The following is a 15441-nucleotide window of genomic DNA, read 5'->3' as shown; positions in this document are numbered from 1 at the left end:
ATCAAAGGAGAAACGGCAGCCGGGACGAATTTGTCGACTAAAACGGCAGATTATCTGCGGGACATGCAGAAGGTTAACACTAACCAGTTGGTTAAGGTGTTTGATCCGAAACAGAACGACAGTAAGCTGAACGTATTTGGTCAGCAGTTCGAGCAGGTTTTAGGTGAGGGTGGGGGTAACAAGTCCGGAACAACAAAAGTATTTGCGACGGGTAAGCTCTCTGATCGAGAGATCATCGACTATGCCCAATCGCTGGCTGGTGCGGTGCCATTGGAAGAGAAAAAGACTCCCTTAGGCATGGTTTATTTTGCAAAGAAAGATGGTGTAACTATCAATCTGAGGGAGTATTCAGATAGCAAGAAGCAAACAAAAGCTCGTTGGACTATTGATATTATTGGCAACGAAAGCCTAGAGGCTCTGCAAGGAAAGGTTAAAAAGAGAATTGAAATAAATTTTCGATGAGGATTTCACATGCTGTATAACGATGAAGAATACAAGTTGTTTAGTTATGAGCTAGAAGGAACATCTATTGGTACGGTGTGGTCAGCCATGAGAGCTGATAACTTTGAAAAAGCTGTGATGTCGTATGAAGAGAGAGAGGCTTATTTTTTAGAGCTCCTACATCGACTTATGCAAGATGGGAAAATAAAGTTAGCCAGCAGAGGTAAATTCCTTGAGGGAAGTGTCGATGAGCAGATTGCACTGTATCGCGAGAGGTTTCCTAAAAATCAGGAGGAAATGGATGCCGATGCCTTCGACGGATTCTGGTTTCTGACAGAAGAATGCCCAGGTGGAATTGTCTGGATCCATGACAGCGGCTATGAAGATTGGACTTGACCTGCTCACAGAAACGGCTCTTCGGAGCCGTTTTCTCTTTATAAATAATGAACAACTCAATAATCTACAGGGAAAAGTTAAAAAACCTATTGAAATTAAATTTAGGTAACTCATATGAAAATTACAGCTGAGGAATTTCTCGAATACAAGAATGCCTTAGAAGGTCATTCGATGAATGCTATCTGGCATGTGACACTACCAGAGTGTTATGGCGAGGAACCAAGTTTTAGTCAAAGAAAATCATTTTTCTTTCAACTATTACAGATGCTACTTGAAGATGGGAAAATTAGGTTGGCTTCTCATGGTAAGTATCTTCGAGGCAGCACTAGTGAGCAAATATGGCTATTTAAACATGTTTTCCCCAAAAATCAGGAGGAAATGGATGCCGATGCCTTCGACGGATTCTGGTTTCTGACAGAGGAATGCCCCGGCGGCATTGTCTGGATCCATGACAGCGGCTACGAAGATTGGACTTAACCCCAGCACAGAAACGGTTCTGAGGAGCCGTTTTTTCTTGATGTTGTATCCCATATAAACGCCGATAGGACGCGGCGGGCAAACCGCTTAACCCGAACAACGTCAAATTGCCGCAGCTGAGCAACGGCGACTGGAGCAAGCTGGCGCAGCGGGTGGCCGGGCAATCAGTCATCAGCTCCAGCCTGAATACCGCCATCAATGGCGGCAGCTTCAAAGACAACCTGACCAATGCGCTGCTGGCGAATATCGGCGGCCAGGTTCAGGCCGAGGGCGCCAATCTGATTGGGGATAACGGTCAGATTCTCGATGTGCCGGGCCGGGCCGGGCCGTAAGCCATGCCGTTCTGGCGGGCATCAGCGCGGAAATCGGCAAGGGGAATGCCAAAGGCGCGGCGGCAGGGGCGCTGGCGGCGGAGCTGGCCGGGGTGATATTGGGCGACAATATCATCAAGCCGGAGGAGTGGCAGAAGAAATCGGAACAGCAGGCGCAGATGGCACGAGTACTGGGCGCTGCCGCAGGCGCAGTCTTCACCGGCAAGTCTGATGGTGCTTACAGCGGTGCCATCGGTGGTGAGAATGCGTTCCGATACAACTATCTCAGCCACAAACAGCAAGAATTGATGGAGAAAGATTTGGCGGCCGCGAAATCGCCGCTGGATAAAGCGTTGGTGTTGGCTAGTTGGGGAATAACGAGTCATACGCAGGATGGCGCCTTTGCGGCGGGTGTAGTCTCCGGCATCCCGGTTGAAATCAGCGATACGGTGGATGGTTTAGTCGCCGTGGCCAGCAATCCACGTGAGGCCGCGGATGCATTAATAGCTCTGATAAAGAGCGATGACCGCTTCTCGATTATCGGCGAAAGTGTAAGACAGGAATACCTGGGGCGGGTCGAAACATTCAAGACAAAATATGAAAATGCGGGCGTGGATGGCGCTTATGGTGCAGGTCTGGAGTTCGGTAAACTGACGATGGCTGGGCTAGGGCTGTTTGCTGGGGCCGCCGGCGCAGGTAAGCTGGGTGTAAAAATAACTAGTAACACGCTTAAAGCTACTTCTAAAGCTGCCGAGAAAAACACATTAATTGCTCTAGATCGCATGCCAAAAAGTGAGACGAAACTTCCGTGGGACTCTTGGCAAAATTATCCGAAAAAAACAGTTGATGGACGTCAATACGCACGTATAGGTGATCGTCTTTACTCTCAACATGCCGTTGACAGAATGCAACCAACAAGCTTAGGTTCCCCAGCAGGAACCATTGGACCTGGAAAAACCATTTCACCCAATATAGTTGAGCATGTAATTAAAACAGGTGTTACTGAATCAAGCATATCTAATGGTATTCAAAGGACAATTTATCGGGCTGGTGACATTGGTGTGGTTACTGAGAATAATGGTAACATAATAATCACAATCCTTCGTAGGAGCGAAAAATGAGTGAGTGGATTTATCCCGATGTAATTAAAAAACTTAGGTTTTCTTGTATGGCCTTTTTAGATGGAAAACTATCTGTAGCTGAAGTTCAATCAGAAATAGATAACGCAGGTAACAGTATTGTAGCGGTAGAGGAAAAATGGTTACGACAGGAGCTACTTGATGCGGAAAGCGATATTGAACTTTTGGTCTTCACTATTGACAATGAAAAATTGACAGAGGCTGTCACACCTATCGTACAGAATATTATCAAGGCAATAAGTTAGGATATGGTCTTCGTCCCTATTTCAGCAACGTGCTATGCATCATAAATAGGCACATAATAACGTTTATGGAGGCTGCTGACCCACGCATGGAAACGGCTCTTCGGAGTCGTTTTACTCGGTTAGAGGGAGTGTGGAGCTTTCATATACAGATACCTAAAATAATAAAAATGATAAATTACTCTATAAATACATCAGGGTGTGTGTATCGGTGTTCTATTGATGTTATTGGGAATAAAGATATAAACAAAGTATCGCATCTCTCCGATAACAAGTTTGAAATCAAGTTTAGATAGGTGATCTATATGCTTACAATAGAGCAATATGAAAATAGGAAGGAAGCTCTTGTGGGAGCATCGATGGTGACTATTTGGGAAAATATTCATCCGGATAGTCTATCAGGTAAGATCTGTCTTTCTTTTTATGAGGAAAAAGAGTTATTCCTCTGGTTTATCGAGCATTTGATGAATGAGGGGATAGTAAAACTTGGTAACGGGGGCGAGTTCTTGAAGGGAACAGTGAAAGAGCAGGTCGATAAATTTAGAGCCAGTTTTCCTAATACTCCTGAAGAGATGGAATATGGTGCTTTTAATGGATATTGGTTTTTATCTGATGCATGCCCCGCTGGCCTTGTCTGGATTCACGAAAACGGCTATCAAGATTGGACTTAGATGCTGTTGTTATAAATAGTGCGTAATATTATTGTTTGACTACTAAAAGCCCGCTGTTGCGGGTTTTTAGTTTTTTTAAACTTGTATATATTCCATCTCAGTTGTTATAATTGATTCTGTTAGAGTGCAGATGCGTTACAAAGTGCTCTTTTTGATAATATGTCTCCCGCATAACTTGTTCTGCAATATCTACGATGAAATTGGGTTTTTATCGTCCCCGCCCAGAAACCCGCAGCACCACCCCCACCAGCAGCAACGCGGCCCCCGAGGCATAGAGCGGGAACCAGCGTGTCCACCAGAGCGGGGAAAATAGCTGAGTGCTATTGGGATCTGCAGGCGCGTAGCCGCTATAGGTATTCAGCCCGGCGGCGATGGCGAGCATCGTCAGGCCGATAAAAAGCAGCAGGTTTGAAACGGTCGTCATGGCATTTTTCCTTTGTAGAGGCAGAGGGTTACTCTTACTATCACTATTAATTATTTTTCGATTAATTATCTTGGGGAATATTATTCATTTTCTTATTAATCAGGCTATTTCCTGACGATAAAGAGCATCCCTTAATACTAGCTTCTTATTTCCCAATAAAAAACCCGCCTGGGCGGGTTTTCTCTTTTTCTCGCTAAGCGTCACTTCACCAGCGGCTTATCATTGGGCGTTTTGAACTTCGCCAGATATTGCGGCTGGAAGATGCACATGCGCAGCACGGTGCGGTATTCGCCGTTGACGAAGAACTCGTCGATCAGCTCGCCTTCCACGTTGAAGCCCAGCTTGCTGTAGATGTGGATCGCCTTCGGGTTCTCCTTGTCGACGATCAGGTACAGCTTATACAGGTTCAGCACCGAGAAGCCGTAGTCCATCGCCAGACGGGCGGCGGTGCTGGCGTAGCCTTTGCCCTGGTGGGCGGGATCGATGATGATCTGGAACTCAGCGCGGCGGTGGATGTGATCGATCTCCACCAGCTCCACCAGGCCGACCTTGGCGCCTTCGTGCTCGATGATAAAGCGACGCTCGCTCTGATCGTGGATGTGTTTGTCGTAGAGATCGGAAAGCTCGACAAAGGCTTCGTAGGGTTCTTCAAACCAATAGCGCATAACGCTGGCGTTGTTGTCCATCTGGTGGACGAACGACAGATCGTCCCGTTCCAATGGGCGTAACCTGACGCTGGCAGTGCTGGACATGTGGGCTCCTCTGTGCCGTGAAATTGTGCAAAGTATAACGTCCCGGGAAGGGGGAAGGCGAAAAAAAACGGCGCCGCACGGGCGCCGTTTAGGCAAGGTTCAGGCTGCGCGCATCAGTCGGCGGCGTGACCCTGCTCAGGCAGGCGTTCGCCGTCCAGCCAGGCGGCGCCATCGCGCATCGCCAGGCGGCCGTCGACGAACCAGCTCACTACCAGTGGATAGATCGTGTGTTCCTGGGTTTGCACCCGTTCAACCACGTCATCCTCTTCATCGTCAGCGAAAATCGGCACCTTGGCCTGCAAGATCACCGGGCCGCCGTCGAGCTGTTCGGTCACGAAGTGCACCGAGGTGCCGTGTTCGCTGTCGCCGTTGTCGATGGCCTGACGGTGGGTATGCAGCCCCGGGTATTTCGGCAGCAGGGAAGGATGGATGTTCAGCATGCGGCCGGCATAGCGCTGCACGAACTGCGGGCTGAGGATGCGCATGTAGCCGGCCAGCACCACCAGATCGGGCTGATGTTGGTCGATGGCGTCCGCCAGCGCAGCGTCGAACGCCGCGCGATCGGCGTAAGCCTTGGCATCCAGCGCCTGGGCGGCGATGCCCGCCGCTTCGGCGCGTTGCAGGCCGTAAGCCTGCGCCTTGTTGCTGAACACCGCTACGATCTCGGCGGCGATGCGGCCCTGCTGGCAGGCGTCAATCAGCGCCTGGAGATTGCTCCCCTGGCCGGAGACCAACACCACGATCTTTTTCATCAGTTGATGACCACTTGTTGTTCGTCGGAAGAGGCGGTCAGTTTACCGATTTTCCACGCTTTTTCACCTGCCGCGGTCAGCAGCGCGATGGCCGCTTCCACTTCGGCTTCCGGCAGGGCGATAACCATGCCTACGCCGCAGTTGAAGGTGCGGTACATTTCATGACGGCTGACGTTGCCGGCCTGCTGCAGCCAGGTGAACACCGCCGGCCACTGCCAGCTGGCTTCGTCGATCACCGCCTGCATGCCTTCCGGCAGCACGCGCGGAATGTTTTCCCAGAAGCCGCCGCCGGTGAGGTGAGCGATGGCGTGGACGTCCGCCTTCTCGATCAGTTCCAGCACGGACTTCACGTAAATCTTGGTCGGCGCCAGCAGGTGGTCGGCCAGCGGTTTGCCTTCCAGCTGGGTGGCGGTCGGATCGGTGTTGCTCACTTCCAGGATCTTGCGCACCAGCGAGTAGCCGTTGGAGTGCGGGCCGGAAGCGCCCAGGGCGATCAGCGCATCGCCGGACTGCACTTTGCTGCCGTCGATGATCTCGGATTTTTCGACTACGCCGACGCAGAAACCGGCCACGTCGTAATCTTCGCCGTGGTACATGCCCGGCATTTCAGCGGTTTCGCCGCCCACCAGCGCACAGCCGGACTGCTTGCAGCCTTCGGCGATGCCGGTGATCACGCTGGCCGCGGTGTCCACATCCAGCTTGCCGGTGGCGTAGTAGTCGAGGAAGAACAGCGGCTCGGCGCCCTGCACCACCAGATCGTTGACGCACATCGCCACCAGATCGATGCCGATGGTGTCGTGGCGTTTCAGATCCATCGCCAGACGCAGCTTGGTGCCCACGCCGTCGGTACCGGAAACCAGCACCGGCTCGCGGTATTTCTGCGGCAACGCACACAGGGCGCCAAACCCGCCCAGACCGCCCATCACTTCCGGGCGACGGGTCTGTTTAACTACACCTTTGATGCGATCTACCAATGCGTTGCCTGCATCGATATCGACACCTGCGTCTTTATAGCTGAGAGAGGTTTTGTCGGTCACTGCGCGATTCCCCACGACGGTTTGCGGTTTGAAAACTGTGCTTCCGATGTTGATTCCGGAATAAGGCGCGGCAATTCTAACAGCGCAGGCAAACGTTTGCGAGCGGCTTGTGAACCGGCTCCGCTTTTTCGTCATCTATACTGATATTCAAACTTTTGTTGATCCCGATCGGGCTATTGTGGGTGGCGCAGCGAAAAAAAGGAGGTATAATCCCGCGATTTTTTTGGCCGCAACCACCTTAATAGGAGAAAAATGATGAAGATCGTTGAGGTGAAACACCCGCTGGTAAAACACAAGCTTGGCCTGATGCGCGAAAATGACATCAGCACCAAACGCTTCCGTGAGCTGGCCTCAGAAGTGGGTAGTTTACTGACCTATGAAGCGACCGCCGATCTGGAGACGGAAAAAGTCACCATCGAAGGCTGGTGCGGGCCAGTTGAAGTGGACCAGATCAAAGGGAAAAAGATTACCGTAGTGCCAATCCTGCGCGCCGGTCTGGGCATGATGGAAGGGGTGCTGGAGCACGTGCCGAGCGCGCGCATCAGCGTGGTGGGCGTTTACCGCGATGAAGAAACCCTGGAGCCGGTGCCGTACTTCCAGAAGCTGGTTTCCAACATCGAAGAGCGCATGGCGCTGGTCGTCGACCCGATGCTGGCCACCGGCGGTTCGATGATCGCCACTATCGATCTGCTGAAGAAAGCCGGCTGCCACAGCATCAAGGTGCTGGTCCTGGTGGCGGCGCCGGAAGGCATCGCCGCGCTGGAGAAAGCGCACCCGGACGTTGAACTGTACACCGCCTCCATCGATCAGTGTCTGAACGATAAGGGCTACATCGTGCCTGGCCTGGGCGATGCGGGCGACAAGATATTTGGTACCAAGTAAACATTTGAGCCGACTTAACGAGTCGGCTTTTTTTTGACTAAAACCTATAAAACCAATAAACCGAGGAAAAACACACATGACCCGTCGCGCCATCGGCGTCAGCGAGCGCCCGCCGCTGCTCCAGACCATTCCGCTCAGCTTCCAGCACCTGTTCGCCATGTTCGGCGCCACCGTGCTGGTGCCTATCCTGTTCAAGATCAACCCAGCGACCGTGCTGCTGTTCAACGGCATCGGCACGCTGCTGTATCTGTTCATCTGTAAAGGCAAGATCCCGGCCTACCTCGGTTCCAGCTTCGCGTTTATCTCGCCGGTGCTGCTGCTGTTGCCGCTCGGTTACGAAGTGGCGTTGGGCGGTTTCATCATGTGCGGCGTGCTGTTCTGCCTGGTGGCGCTGATCGTGAAAAAGGCCGGCACCGGCTGGCTGGACGTGATGTTCCCGCCGGCGGCGATGGGGGCGATCGTCGCCGTCATCGGCCTGGAGCTGGCGGGCGTGGCGGCCAACATGGCGGGGCTGCTGCCGGCGGAAGGCGCCAGCGCCGACTCGACCACCATCACCATTTCGCTGGTGACGCTGGCGGTCACGGTGCTCGGCTCGGTGCTGTTCCGCGGCTTCCTGGCGATTATCCCGATCCTGATCGGCGTGCTGGTGGGTTATGCGTTGTCATTCTTCATGGGCGTGGTGGATTTGACCCCGATCCGCGAGGCGCACTGGTTCGCGCTGCCGACCTTCTACACCCCGCGCTTTGAGTGGTTTGCCATCTTCACCATTCTGCCGGCGGCGCTGGTGGTGATCGCCGAGCACGTCGGCCACCTGGTGGTGACCGCCAACATCGTGAAAAAAGACCTGATCCGCGATCCGGGCCTGCACCGCTCGATGTTCGCCAACGGCATCTCGACGGTATTCTCCGGCTTCTTCGGCTCCACGCCGAACACCACCTACGGCGAGAACATCGGCGTGATGGCCATCACCAAGGTCTACAGCACCTGGGTGATCGGCGGCGCGGCGGTGCTGGCGATCCTGTTGTCCTGCATCGGCAAGCTGGCGGCGGCGATCCAGGCGGTGCCGGTGCCGGTGATGGGCGGCGTTTCCCTGCTGCTGTACGGCGTGATCGGCGCCTCGGGCATTCGCGTGTTGATCGAGTCCAAAGTGGATTACAATAAAGCGCAAAACCTGATTTTAACCTCGGTGATCCTGATTATCGGCGTGAGCGGCGCCAAGGTGCACATCGGCGCGGCGGAGCTGAAAGGCATGGCGCTGGCGACCATCGTCGGCATTGGCTTGAGCCTGCTGTTCAAGGTCATCAGCCTGTTCCGCAAGGAAGAAGAGGTGCTCGACGCGCCGGACGAACCGGCAGAGCAGAAGTAACGAAAAGGGCAGCCCAGGGGCTGCCCTTTTGACTGATGGCATTCGCCTCAGCTGCGAATTTTGCGGTACACGAACAGCACCACGATGGCGCCGATAACCGCCACCACGAAGCTGCCGAAGTTGAAGCCGTCAACCTTGCCGTAGCCGAAGAAGGTGCTGATATAGCCGCCGACCACGGCGCCGACGATCCCCAGCACGACGGTCAGGATAAAGCCGCCGCCGTCTTTGCCGGGCATGATCCACTTAGCTAAAATACCGGCGATCAGGCCGAAGATAATCCAGGAAATAATCCCCATTTACTGCTCCTTACTTTATTGCTGAGTATGGCTTATTGCTGGGCGGCAGGTTGCGTATTGCCGTTCACCGCCGCATCGGTTTCTTGTTTCAACTCTTGCGCTTTGTTTTCGGCGCTGTTCTTGATGGCTTCGGTCTTGGCCTTGGCCTGCTCGGTCAAATCGTTGGCGCCGTTGATGGCGTCGTTCTTGATGGCCTTGGCCTGATCCACCAACTGCTGGCTCTGCTTGCCGGCGTCATCTTTGATCGCGGCGGCCTTGGCCTTGGCGTCGTTGGTGATGGCGTCCGCCTGCTTGGCGGCTTCATCTTTAATCGCCGAAGCTTTGTCCTTCAGCTGGTCAGCCTGCGTGGCGGCCTCTTTTTTGATTTCATCCGCCGTCGCTTTCGCCTTGTCCGTCAGATCGTCCGCTTTTTTCTGGGCGGCGTCTTTCATCTGCTCGGCGCTGTCTTTGGCTTTATCCAGGTTGGCGTCAACCTTGGACGAGTCATCACAGCCGGCAACCAACAACCCGATAAAGGAGGCCAACAGCACTTTATTCCATACTTTCATCGTCTATATCCTTGCAGAAACCTTGTTGATGGTGATTGCGTTTAGCCTACCTATACTAGGCCAGATTTGGCTTAAATGACAAATTTAACCTGCGCAGGCATGGGCTTAGGGAATGATATCGGATAATTCTTGCCTTGGCGGGAGCCGCAGCCAATCAAGCGGCGCTTAGGCATTGTTCACTATTGCGGCATAAGATCCTGCCGGTTCAACAGCGCCCGTTTTCTGTGTTAAACTGCCCACGTTTTTCTGCCAGTTTTGGTTGAGGTGCTTCTCTGAATACGCCGGCACAGCTTTCACTGCCACTTTATCTTCCCGATGATGAAACTTTCGCCAGTTTTTATCCGGGCGAGAACCCATCCCTATTAGCCGCGATCCAATCCGCCGTCCGTCAGGAACATGGCAGCTATATCTATTTCTGGTCGCGTGAAGGCGGCGGGCGCAGCCATTTGCTGCATGCGGCCTGTGCCGAGCTTTCGCAGAAGGGGGAAGCGGTGGGCTATGTGCCGCTCGACAAGCGCGCTTACTTCGTGCCTGAAGTATTGGACGGCATGGAACAGCTGGCGCTGGTCTGCATCGACAATATCGAATGCATCGCCGGCGACGAAGAGTGGGAGATGGCGATCTTCAACCTTTACAACCGCATCCTGGAAACCGGCCGCACCCGTTTGTTCATCACCGGGGATCGCCCGCCGCGTCAGCTGAACCTGCGTTTACCGGATCTGGCTTCGCGTCTGGACTGGGGGCAGATCTACAAGCTGCAGCCGCTGTCGGACGAAGAGAAGCTGCTGGCGCTGCAGCTGCGCGGCAAACTGCGCGGCTTCGAGCTGCCGGAAGACGTGGGCCGCTTCCTGCTGAAGCGGCTGGATCGCGAGATGCGCACGCTGTTTATGACCCTCGATCAGCTCGATCGCGCCTCGATCACCGCCCAACGCAAGCTGACCATCCCGTTCGTTAAAGAGATCCTGGGGCTGTAGCCGCTACCGTAAAAGAAAGGGCGCAATAGTCCGCGCCCGAATTCGAATTTACAAAATCTCCAGCACCTGCTCCGGTGGCCGGCCGATGCGCGCCTTGCTGCCTTTCACCACGATCGGTCGTTCGATCAGTTTCGGGTTCGCCGTCATCGCCGCCAGCAGTTGCTCTTCGCTCAGGCTGTTGTCCGCCAGCTTCAATTCCTTGTACAGATCTTCTTTTTTGCGCATCAGATCGCGCGCCGATGTGAAGCCCAGTTCTTTCAATAGTTTTTTCAGCTCATCGACCGTAGGGGGCGTATCGAGGTACAGCACTACCTTGGGATCGACACCGTGCTGCTCCAGCAGCGCCAGGGTTTCACGGCTCTTGGAGCAGCGCGGGTTATGGTAAATCGTGACGTTTTTCATGGCGTTCATTCCTTGTTGAATCAGCTGCGCTGGTATTGGCGGAAGCGCTGTTGCAGTTGGCGCAGCTGGTCGATGCGCGCATCGTAGCGCGCCTGTTTCAGGCTGCCGAGTTTCTGCAGCGAGCTGGCATTGCTGAGCAGGCCGATGGCCTGATCGAGCCGGCCGGTCAGCGCCAGGCTTTCGGCGCGGGCCGACAGCTCTTCATCGCGCAGCCCCTGAGCGGCGCTGGCCTGCGCCAGCAGATCCCAGCCGTTCGGATCGTCCGGATGGGCAAAGGTGTAGCGGTTCAGGATCTTCGACGCCTGCGCCGGCTGGTTGCCTTCGACATAGGCGTTGGCCAGATTGAGCTGCAGCACCGGGTTGTTGTTCTGGGCGGCGTTGGCCGCCTGCAGGCGGGCGATGGCCTGCGGCGCGCGTTTCTGACCGAGATCGATGTCGGTCATCAGGTCGATCAGCCAGACGTTTTTCGCATCCTGCGCCAGCATCGGCTGAATGATGTTGCGCGCGTCGTCGTATTTTTTCGCTTCATAGAACAGAATGGCGCGGCCGTATTTGGCGGCCGCCTGTTCGCGCACGTTGCCCTTGCTGAGTGAGCCGAGCAGCTCTTCGTTCAGGCCGTAGCCTTCCGAGCTGTACATGCCCAGGGCGCGCACCTTGGCCATCAGGTAGTCCTGCGAAGACTGCACGATGTGTTTCGGCATCTGGTTGGCGCGGTTGCGCGCGTCGGAGAGGCGGCTGTCCGGCAACGGGTGCGTCAGCAGCATTTCCGGCGGCTTGGAGGCGTAGCGCGACTGATCCGAGAGTTTCTGCAGGAAGTCGGGCATGGCTTCCGGATCGAAACCGGCGCGCTGCAGCACCTGAATGCCGATGCGGTCGGCTTCCTGTTCGTTCGATTGGGTAAAGCTGATCATGCCTTGCTGGGTGCCGGCCATGGTGCCGCTCAGCGCCGCCATGCCCATGGTCGGGTTGGCCATCGCCAGCAGAATGGAACCGAGTGCGCCCACCCAGGTCAGCGGGGCGTTGCGCTGCTGATCTTCCATGGCGCGCGCCAGGTGGCGCTGGGTGACGTGCGAGATTTCGTGCGCCAGCACCGAGGCCAGCTGGCTTTCGTTGTCGCTGACGCGGAACAGGGCGGAATGCAGCACCACGTTGCCGCCGAAGAAGGCGAAGGCGTTGATTTCGTCGTTGCGCACCAGATAGAAATGGAACGGCGTGCGCACCGAATAGGCGCTGGCCACCAGCCGGTTGCCCAGCTGATTGATGTACTGGCTCAGCAGCGGATCGTTGATCAGCGGGGCGCTGGCGCGCAGTTGGCGCACATAGAAATCGCCCATCGCCAGCTCTTGTCCGATGCTCAGGGTGCCGCCGGCGGAGGTGCCCATATCCGGCAACTGGTCCTGGCTTTCCGCCTGTGCTGGCGCCAGGGCGGTGGCGTTCAGCGTGCTGAGCAGCAGCACCGCTAACGCGGTTTTGGTCAACCGGTTGGTCATAGTCAGGCGTTTCCCTTAAATAATCATTTCTAAGACGTCAGCAGCAGACAAGAGTTCTTTATTCCCGCGGCGCAATCCGCGCGAAAGTGCGGCGGCTCACAAACCGCGGCGGCGGCACCCATCACATCATAGTCAGCCGCAGGCGACAAGGAAACGTTAGCCGAGCGCGAATCGAGCAAAAAAGTTTTATTTTTCATTTTGAAGGGCGCTTATTCGTCGCTGGCGACATGCATTTTGAATAAAACGCGGACAAACTTGATCTGTGTTTTATTGACAAGATAAACGCAGACTCATATAGTCTGCGTTATTGAAGATTCACTGACGGTCGAAAACGGACATATGGCGTACATCACAACCAGCGTTGAATATGGCATCCACTGCCTGCTGTGGCTGGTCGGCGATAACCAGCGCGCGCTCAGCAGCCGCGAACTCGCCGAGCTGCAAGGCATCTCCCCCAGCTTTCTGGCCAAGATTTTTCCCAAGCTGGAAAAGGCGGGGATCGTTGCCGCCAGTGAAGGGGTGCGCGGCGGTTACCGGCTGGCCCGTCCGGCGGACGAGATCAGTTTTCTGGAAATTATCGACGCCATCGAGGGGCACAAGCCGCTGTTCGATTGCCAGGAGGTGCGCGGGCGCTGTGCGGTGTTCGATGATTCCCCGCCGGATTGGGCGATCTCCGGCAAATGCGCTATCCATGCGGTGATGCTGCAGGCGGAGAAGGCGATGCGCGATGCGCTGGCGGCGCAGACCCTCGGCGACGTCGCGGCCCGCTTTGGCCGCAAAGCGCCGCAAGGCTTCTTCGGTGAGGTCAACCTCTGGCTCGACGAACGCATGACGGAACGCACCGCGCGCAGCGGCAAAACGGCGCGGGCCAAAACCTAAGCTCCGCCTTTCCTTAAAAAAGCGAAACACACTTTTTCCCGCCTCTTCGGAAGGGGCGGGCGGGCCTTCTGCACCCTGTTACGGGAGCGGAACGGCATCGTTCATCCGAAAACACTGCGGGCAAGCCTTATCGCCCGGTTAACCCTGTATGAAGGAGTCATCTCATGACGCAAAAAATAGTGATTGCCGGTTCCGGTTTTGCCGGTTTTTGGGCCGCCGTGTCCGCCATGCGCGCCATTACCCTCGCCGGTAAGCATGACGATATCGAGGTGCTCATGGTCTCGCCGACCCCAACGGTCACCATCCGCCCGCGCCTGTATGAAGCGGTGTTGGAAAACATGAACCCGGACATTTCCGCGCAGCTCGCCGCCGTTGGCGTGCGGCACCTGGCCGGGGTTGTTGAGCGTATCGATGCCGCTGCTAAAACGCTCACGGTGGCGCCGACGGCGGGGGAACCCCTTGAGTTGGCCTACGATCGTTTGGTGTGGGCCACCGGCAGCCGGCTGTCCGTGCCTGCGGTGCCGGGCTTTGCCGAATACGGTTTCAACGTCGATACGCTGGAAAGCGCTCAGCGTTTGGGCGCCCATATCAATGCGCTGGCGGCCAAACCTTCGACGCCTGCGCGCAACACTGCCGTGGTAGTGGGCGCGGGGCTGACCGGGCTGGAGAGCGCGGCGGAGATGCCGCAGCGGCTGCGGGATGCGCTGGGCAAAGACGAGAACGTGCGCGTGGTGATCGTCGATACCGCGCCGGAAGTAGGCGCGGGGATGGGGGCAGAGCCGGGGGCGGTGATACGCCAGGCGTTGGCGGAGTGCGGCGTGGAAGCGCGGGCCGGCCTGCGCGTCTCGGCCATCGACGCCGAGGGGGTGATGCTGTCGAACGGTGAGCGTATCGCTGCCAACACGGTGATCCTGGCGGCGGGCGTGCGGGCGCATCCGCTGACCGAGCAGATCCCTGGCGAGCGCGACGGCAGCGGCCGGGTGATCGGCGATGCCTTCCTGCGCGCGCCGGCGGCGGCGGGCATTTTCGTGACCGGCGATACGGTGAAGGCGGCGACCGACGATCTCGGTAATCACAACCTGATGACCTGCCAGCATGCGATGAGCCTTGGCCGCGTGGCCGGCCACAATGCGGCGGCGGAGCTGGCGGGGTTGCCGACGCATCCGTACAGCCAGCCGAAGTATGTGACCTGCCTGGATTTGGGGCCCTGGGGCGCGCTCTATACCGAAGGCTGGCAGCGCCAGGTGCGCTTTACCCGCCAGGAAGGCAAAAAGATTAAGCAGGAGATCAACACGCAGTGGATTTATCCGCCGGCGGCGGATCGCGAGGCGCTGTTCGCCATCGCCAATCCGGATTTCGTGATTGTGCCTTAAGGTCGTCAAAACGGGAGCGGCAACGTTCCCGTCCTCATTTTCCCAACGGCAGGAACGAGCGTTCCGGCACCACGGTTTTCATCACCAGCGTGGAGCTCAGGCGTTGCACGCCCGGCAGGGCGGAGAGCTTCTCGTCGTAAAGTTGCTGGAAGGCGGGCAGATCGCGGGCTATAACGTGCAGCAGATAGTCGGGATCGCCAAACAACCGCTGTGCTTGCACCACCTGGGGAATGTCCACCATGGCGTTTTCGAAGGTTTCAACGGCGCGGCGATCGCCTTCGCGCATGGTGACGAACACCAGAGCGGAAAAGTTATAGCCCAGGCTGCCGGGATCGAGTTGGGCGCGGTAACCCCTGATCACCCCAGACTCCTCTAATGCCCGCACCCGGCGGTGACAGGGAGACACGCTCAAACCGATCCGCTCGGCCAGCTCGGTCACCGACAACCGGCCGTCGGTCTGCAATTCAGCAAGAATCTTGCGATCAATCTTATCCATTTGGAAAAATTTCCCCGTTTATGCCGATTTAAGGCAAGTAATTGAAAGCACATTTTAACGTCATGAGGATATTCTTGCCATCTGTTGAACGGT

19 protein-coding genes and 2 pseudogenes are annotated in these 15441 nt (G+C 56.0%); 12 read left to right on the top strand and 9 right to left on the bottom strand.

Features of this window, described 5'->3' with window-relative positions; genetic code table 11:
• The 7 genes and pseudogenes from ACOWVD_RS24675 to ACOWVD_RS24645 form a co-directional block, all read left to right on the top strand.
• Positions 1-462 (top strand): annotated as a pseudogene (locus tag ACOWVD_RS24675) (hypothetical protein); the annotation flags it as partial.
• A gap of 9 nt (positions 463-471) precedes the next feature.
• A complete protein-coding gene (locus ACOWVD_RS24670; RefSeq protein WP_049240870.1) occupies positions 472-837 on the top strand; it encodes a DUF596 domain-containing protein in 366 nt (121 codons plus the stop codon).
• A 114-nt stretch (positions 838-951) separates the two neighbouring features.
• A complete protein-coding gene (locus tag ACOWVD_RS24665) occupies positions 952-1314 on the top strand; it encodes a DUF596 domain-containing protein (RefSeq protein WP_197799193.1) in 363 nt (120 codons plus the stop codon).
• Between the two features lie 68 nt (positions 1315-1382).
• Positions 1383-1742 (top strand): annotated as a pseudogene (locus ACOWVD_RS24660) (DUF637 domain-containing protein); the annotation flags it as partial.
• Between the two features lie 2 nt (positions 1743-1744).
• Positions 1745-2746 (top strand): hypothetical protein, encoded by a 1002-nt coding sequence (locus ACOWVD_RS24655; RefSeq protein WP_406888638.1) that lies wholly within the window; start codon positions 1745-1747, stop codon positions 2744-2746.
• Positions 2743-3009 carry a hypothetical protein gene (locus ACOWVD_RS24650; RefSeq protein ID WP_239504281.1) on the top strand — a complete coding sequence of 89 codons (267 nt, stop codon included), beginning with the start codon at positions 2743-2745 and terminating at the stop codon, positions 3007-3009. Before ACOWVD_RS24655 ends, ACOWVD_RS24650 begins: the two co-directional genes overlap by 4 nt.
• 302 nt (positions 3010-3311) lie before the next feature.
• Positions 3312-3677, top strand: coding sequence for a DUF596 domain-containing protein (locus ACOWVD_RS24645; RefSeq protein ID WP_049242884.1), 366 nt, complete (start codon positions 3312-3314; stop codon positions 3675-3677).
• 208 nt (positions 3678-3885) lie between these two features.
• On the opposite strand, the gene ACOWVD_RS24640 is transcribed toward ACOWVD_RS24645, so the two are convergent.
• The 4 genes from ACOWVD_RS24640 to purM form a co-directional block, all read right to left on the bottom strand.
• On the bottom strand, positions 3886-4101 hold the full coding sequence (locus tag ACOWVD_RS24640) for a hypothetical protein (protein ID WP_154747544.1): 216 nt from the start codon (positions 4099-4101) through the stop codon (positions 3886-3888).
• Between the two features lie 200 nt (positions 4102-4301).
• A complete protein-coding gene (speG, locus tag ACOWVD_RS24635) occupies positions 4302-4853 on the bottom strand; it encodes a spermidine N1-acetyltransferase (RefSeq protein WP_004941631.1) in 552 nt (183 codons plus the stop codon).
• A gap of 113 nt (positions 4854-4966) precedes the next feature.
• On the bottom strand, positions 4967-5605 hold the full coding sequence (gene purN, locus ACOWVD_RS24630) for a phosphoribosylglycinamide formyltransferase (protein ID WP_063990481.1): 639 nt from the start codon (positions 5603-5605) through the stop codon (positions 4967-4969).
• Positions 5605-6642 carry a phosphoribosylformylglycinamidine cyclo-ligase gene (gene purM / locus ACOWVD_RS24625; RefSeq protein WP_025303843.1) on the bottom strand — a complete coding sequence of 346 codons (1038 nt, stop codon included), beginning with the start codon at positions 6640-6642 and terminating at the stop codon, positions 5605-5607. The genes purN and purM overlap by 1 nt, the downstream gene beginning before the upstream one ends.
• Positions 6643-6897: 255 nt before the next feature.
• On the opposite strand from purM, the gene upp reads away from it, so the two are divergent.
• Together upp and uraA are read left to right on the top strand one after the other, a co-directional pair.
• Complete coding sequence (gene upp, locus ACOWVD_RS24620; protein ID WP_004941642.1) at positions 6898-7524, top strand: uracil phosphoribosyltransferase; 627 nt, start codon at positions 6898-6900, stop codon at positions 7522-7524.
• A 76-nt stretch (positions 7525-7600) separates the two neighbouring features.
• Positions 7601-8890, top strand: coding sequence for a uracil permease (uraA, locus tag ACOWVD_RS24615; protein WP_004941645.1), 1290 nt, complete (start codon positions 7601-7603; stop codon positions 8888-8890).
• Between the two features lie 47 nt (positions 8891-8937).
• Here uraA and ACOWVD_RS24610 read toward each other — a convergent pair whose 3' ends face one another.
• Complete coding sequence (locus ACOWVD_RS24610; RefSeq protein WP_004941647.1) at positions 8938-9186, bottom strand: GlsB/YeaQ/YmgE family stress response membrane protein; 249 nt, start codon at positions 9184-9186, stop codon at positions 8938-8940.
• A gap of 32 nt (positions 9187-9218) precedes the next feature.
• Complete coding sequence (locus ACOWVD_RS24605; protein WP_021504397.1) at positions 9219-9734, bottom strand: hypothetical protein; 516 nt, start codon at positions 9732-9734, stop codon at positions 9219-9221.
• A 272-nt stretch (positions 9735-10006) separates the two neighbouring features.
• Here ACOWVD_RS24605 and hda point away from each other — a divergent pair, with 272 nt between their 5' ends.
• Positions 10007-10708, top strand: coding sequence for a DnaA inactivator Hda (gene hda / locus ACOWVD_RS24600; protein WP_025159568.1), 702 nt, complete (start codon positions 10007-10009; stop codon positions 10706-10708).
• Between the two features lie 48 nt (positions 10709-10756).
• Here the strand turns inward: hda and arsC are convergent, their stop codons facing one another.
• Both arsC and ACOWVD_RS24590 read right to left on the bottom strand, forming a co-directional pair.
• Positions 10757-11110, bottom strand: a complete 354-nt coding sequence (gene arsC / locus ACOWVD_RS24595; RefSeq protein WP_044030703.1) for an arsenate reductase (glutaredoxin) — start codon at positions 11108-11110, stop codon at positions 10757-10759.
• A 20-nt stretch (positions 11111-11130) separates the two neighbouring features.
• A complete protein-coding gene (locus ACOWVD_RS24590; RefSeq protein ID WP_004941664.1) occupies positions 11131-12600 on the bottom strand; it encodes a tetratricopeptide repeat protein in 1470 nt (489 codons plus the stop codon).
• Between the two features lie 339 nt (positions 12601-12939).
• On the opposite strand from ACOWVD_RS24590, the gene ACOWVD_RS24585 reads away from it, so the two are divergent.
• Both ACOWVD_RS24585 and ACOWVD_RS24580 read left to right on the top strand, forming a co-directional pair.
• Complete coding sequence (locus ACOWVD_RS24585; protein WP_049242893.1) at positions 12940-13479, top strand: RrF2 family transcriptional regulator; 540 nt, start codon at positions 12940-12942, stop codon at positions 13477-13479.
• 164 nt (positions 13480-13643) lie between these two features.
• A complete protein-coding gene (locus ACOWVD_RS24580; RefSeq protein WP_015378715.1) occupies positions 13644-14852 on the top strand; it encodes an NAD(P)/FAD-dependent oxidoreductase in 1209 nt (402 codons plus the stop codon).
• A 34-nt stretch (positions 14853-14886) separates the two neighbouring features.
• Here ACOWVD_RS24580 and ACOWVD_RS24575 read toward each other — a convergent pair whose 3' ends face one another.
• Complete coding sequence (locus tag ACOWVD_RS24575) at positions 14887-15348, bottom strand: Lrp/AsnC family transcriptional regulator (protein WP_021504394.1); 462 nt, start codon at positions 15346-15348, stop codon at positions 14887-14889.
• Between the last annotated feature and the right edge of the window lie 93 nt (positions 15349-15441).

It is taken from the genome of Serratia sp. SA088, assembly GCF_049065515.1.
GTDB lineage: Bacteria > Pseudomonadota > Gammaproteobacteria > Enterobacterales > Enterobacteriaceae > Serratia > Serratia nematodiphila.
The sequence above is the reverse complement of the archived record's forward strand: the minus strand, read 5'-3'. Positions and strand labels throughout refer to the sequence as shown.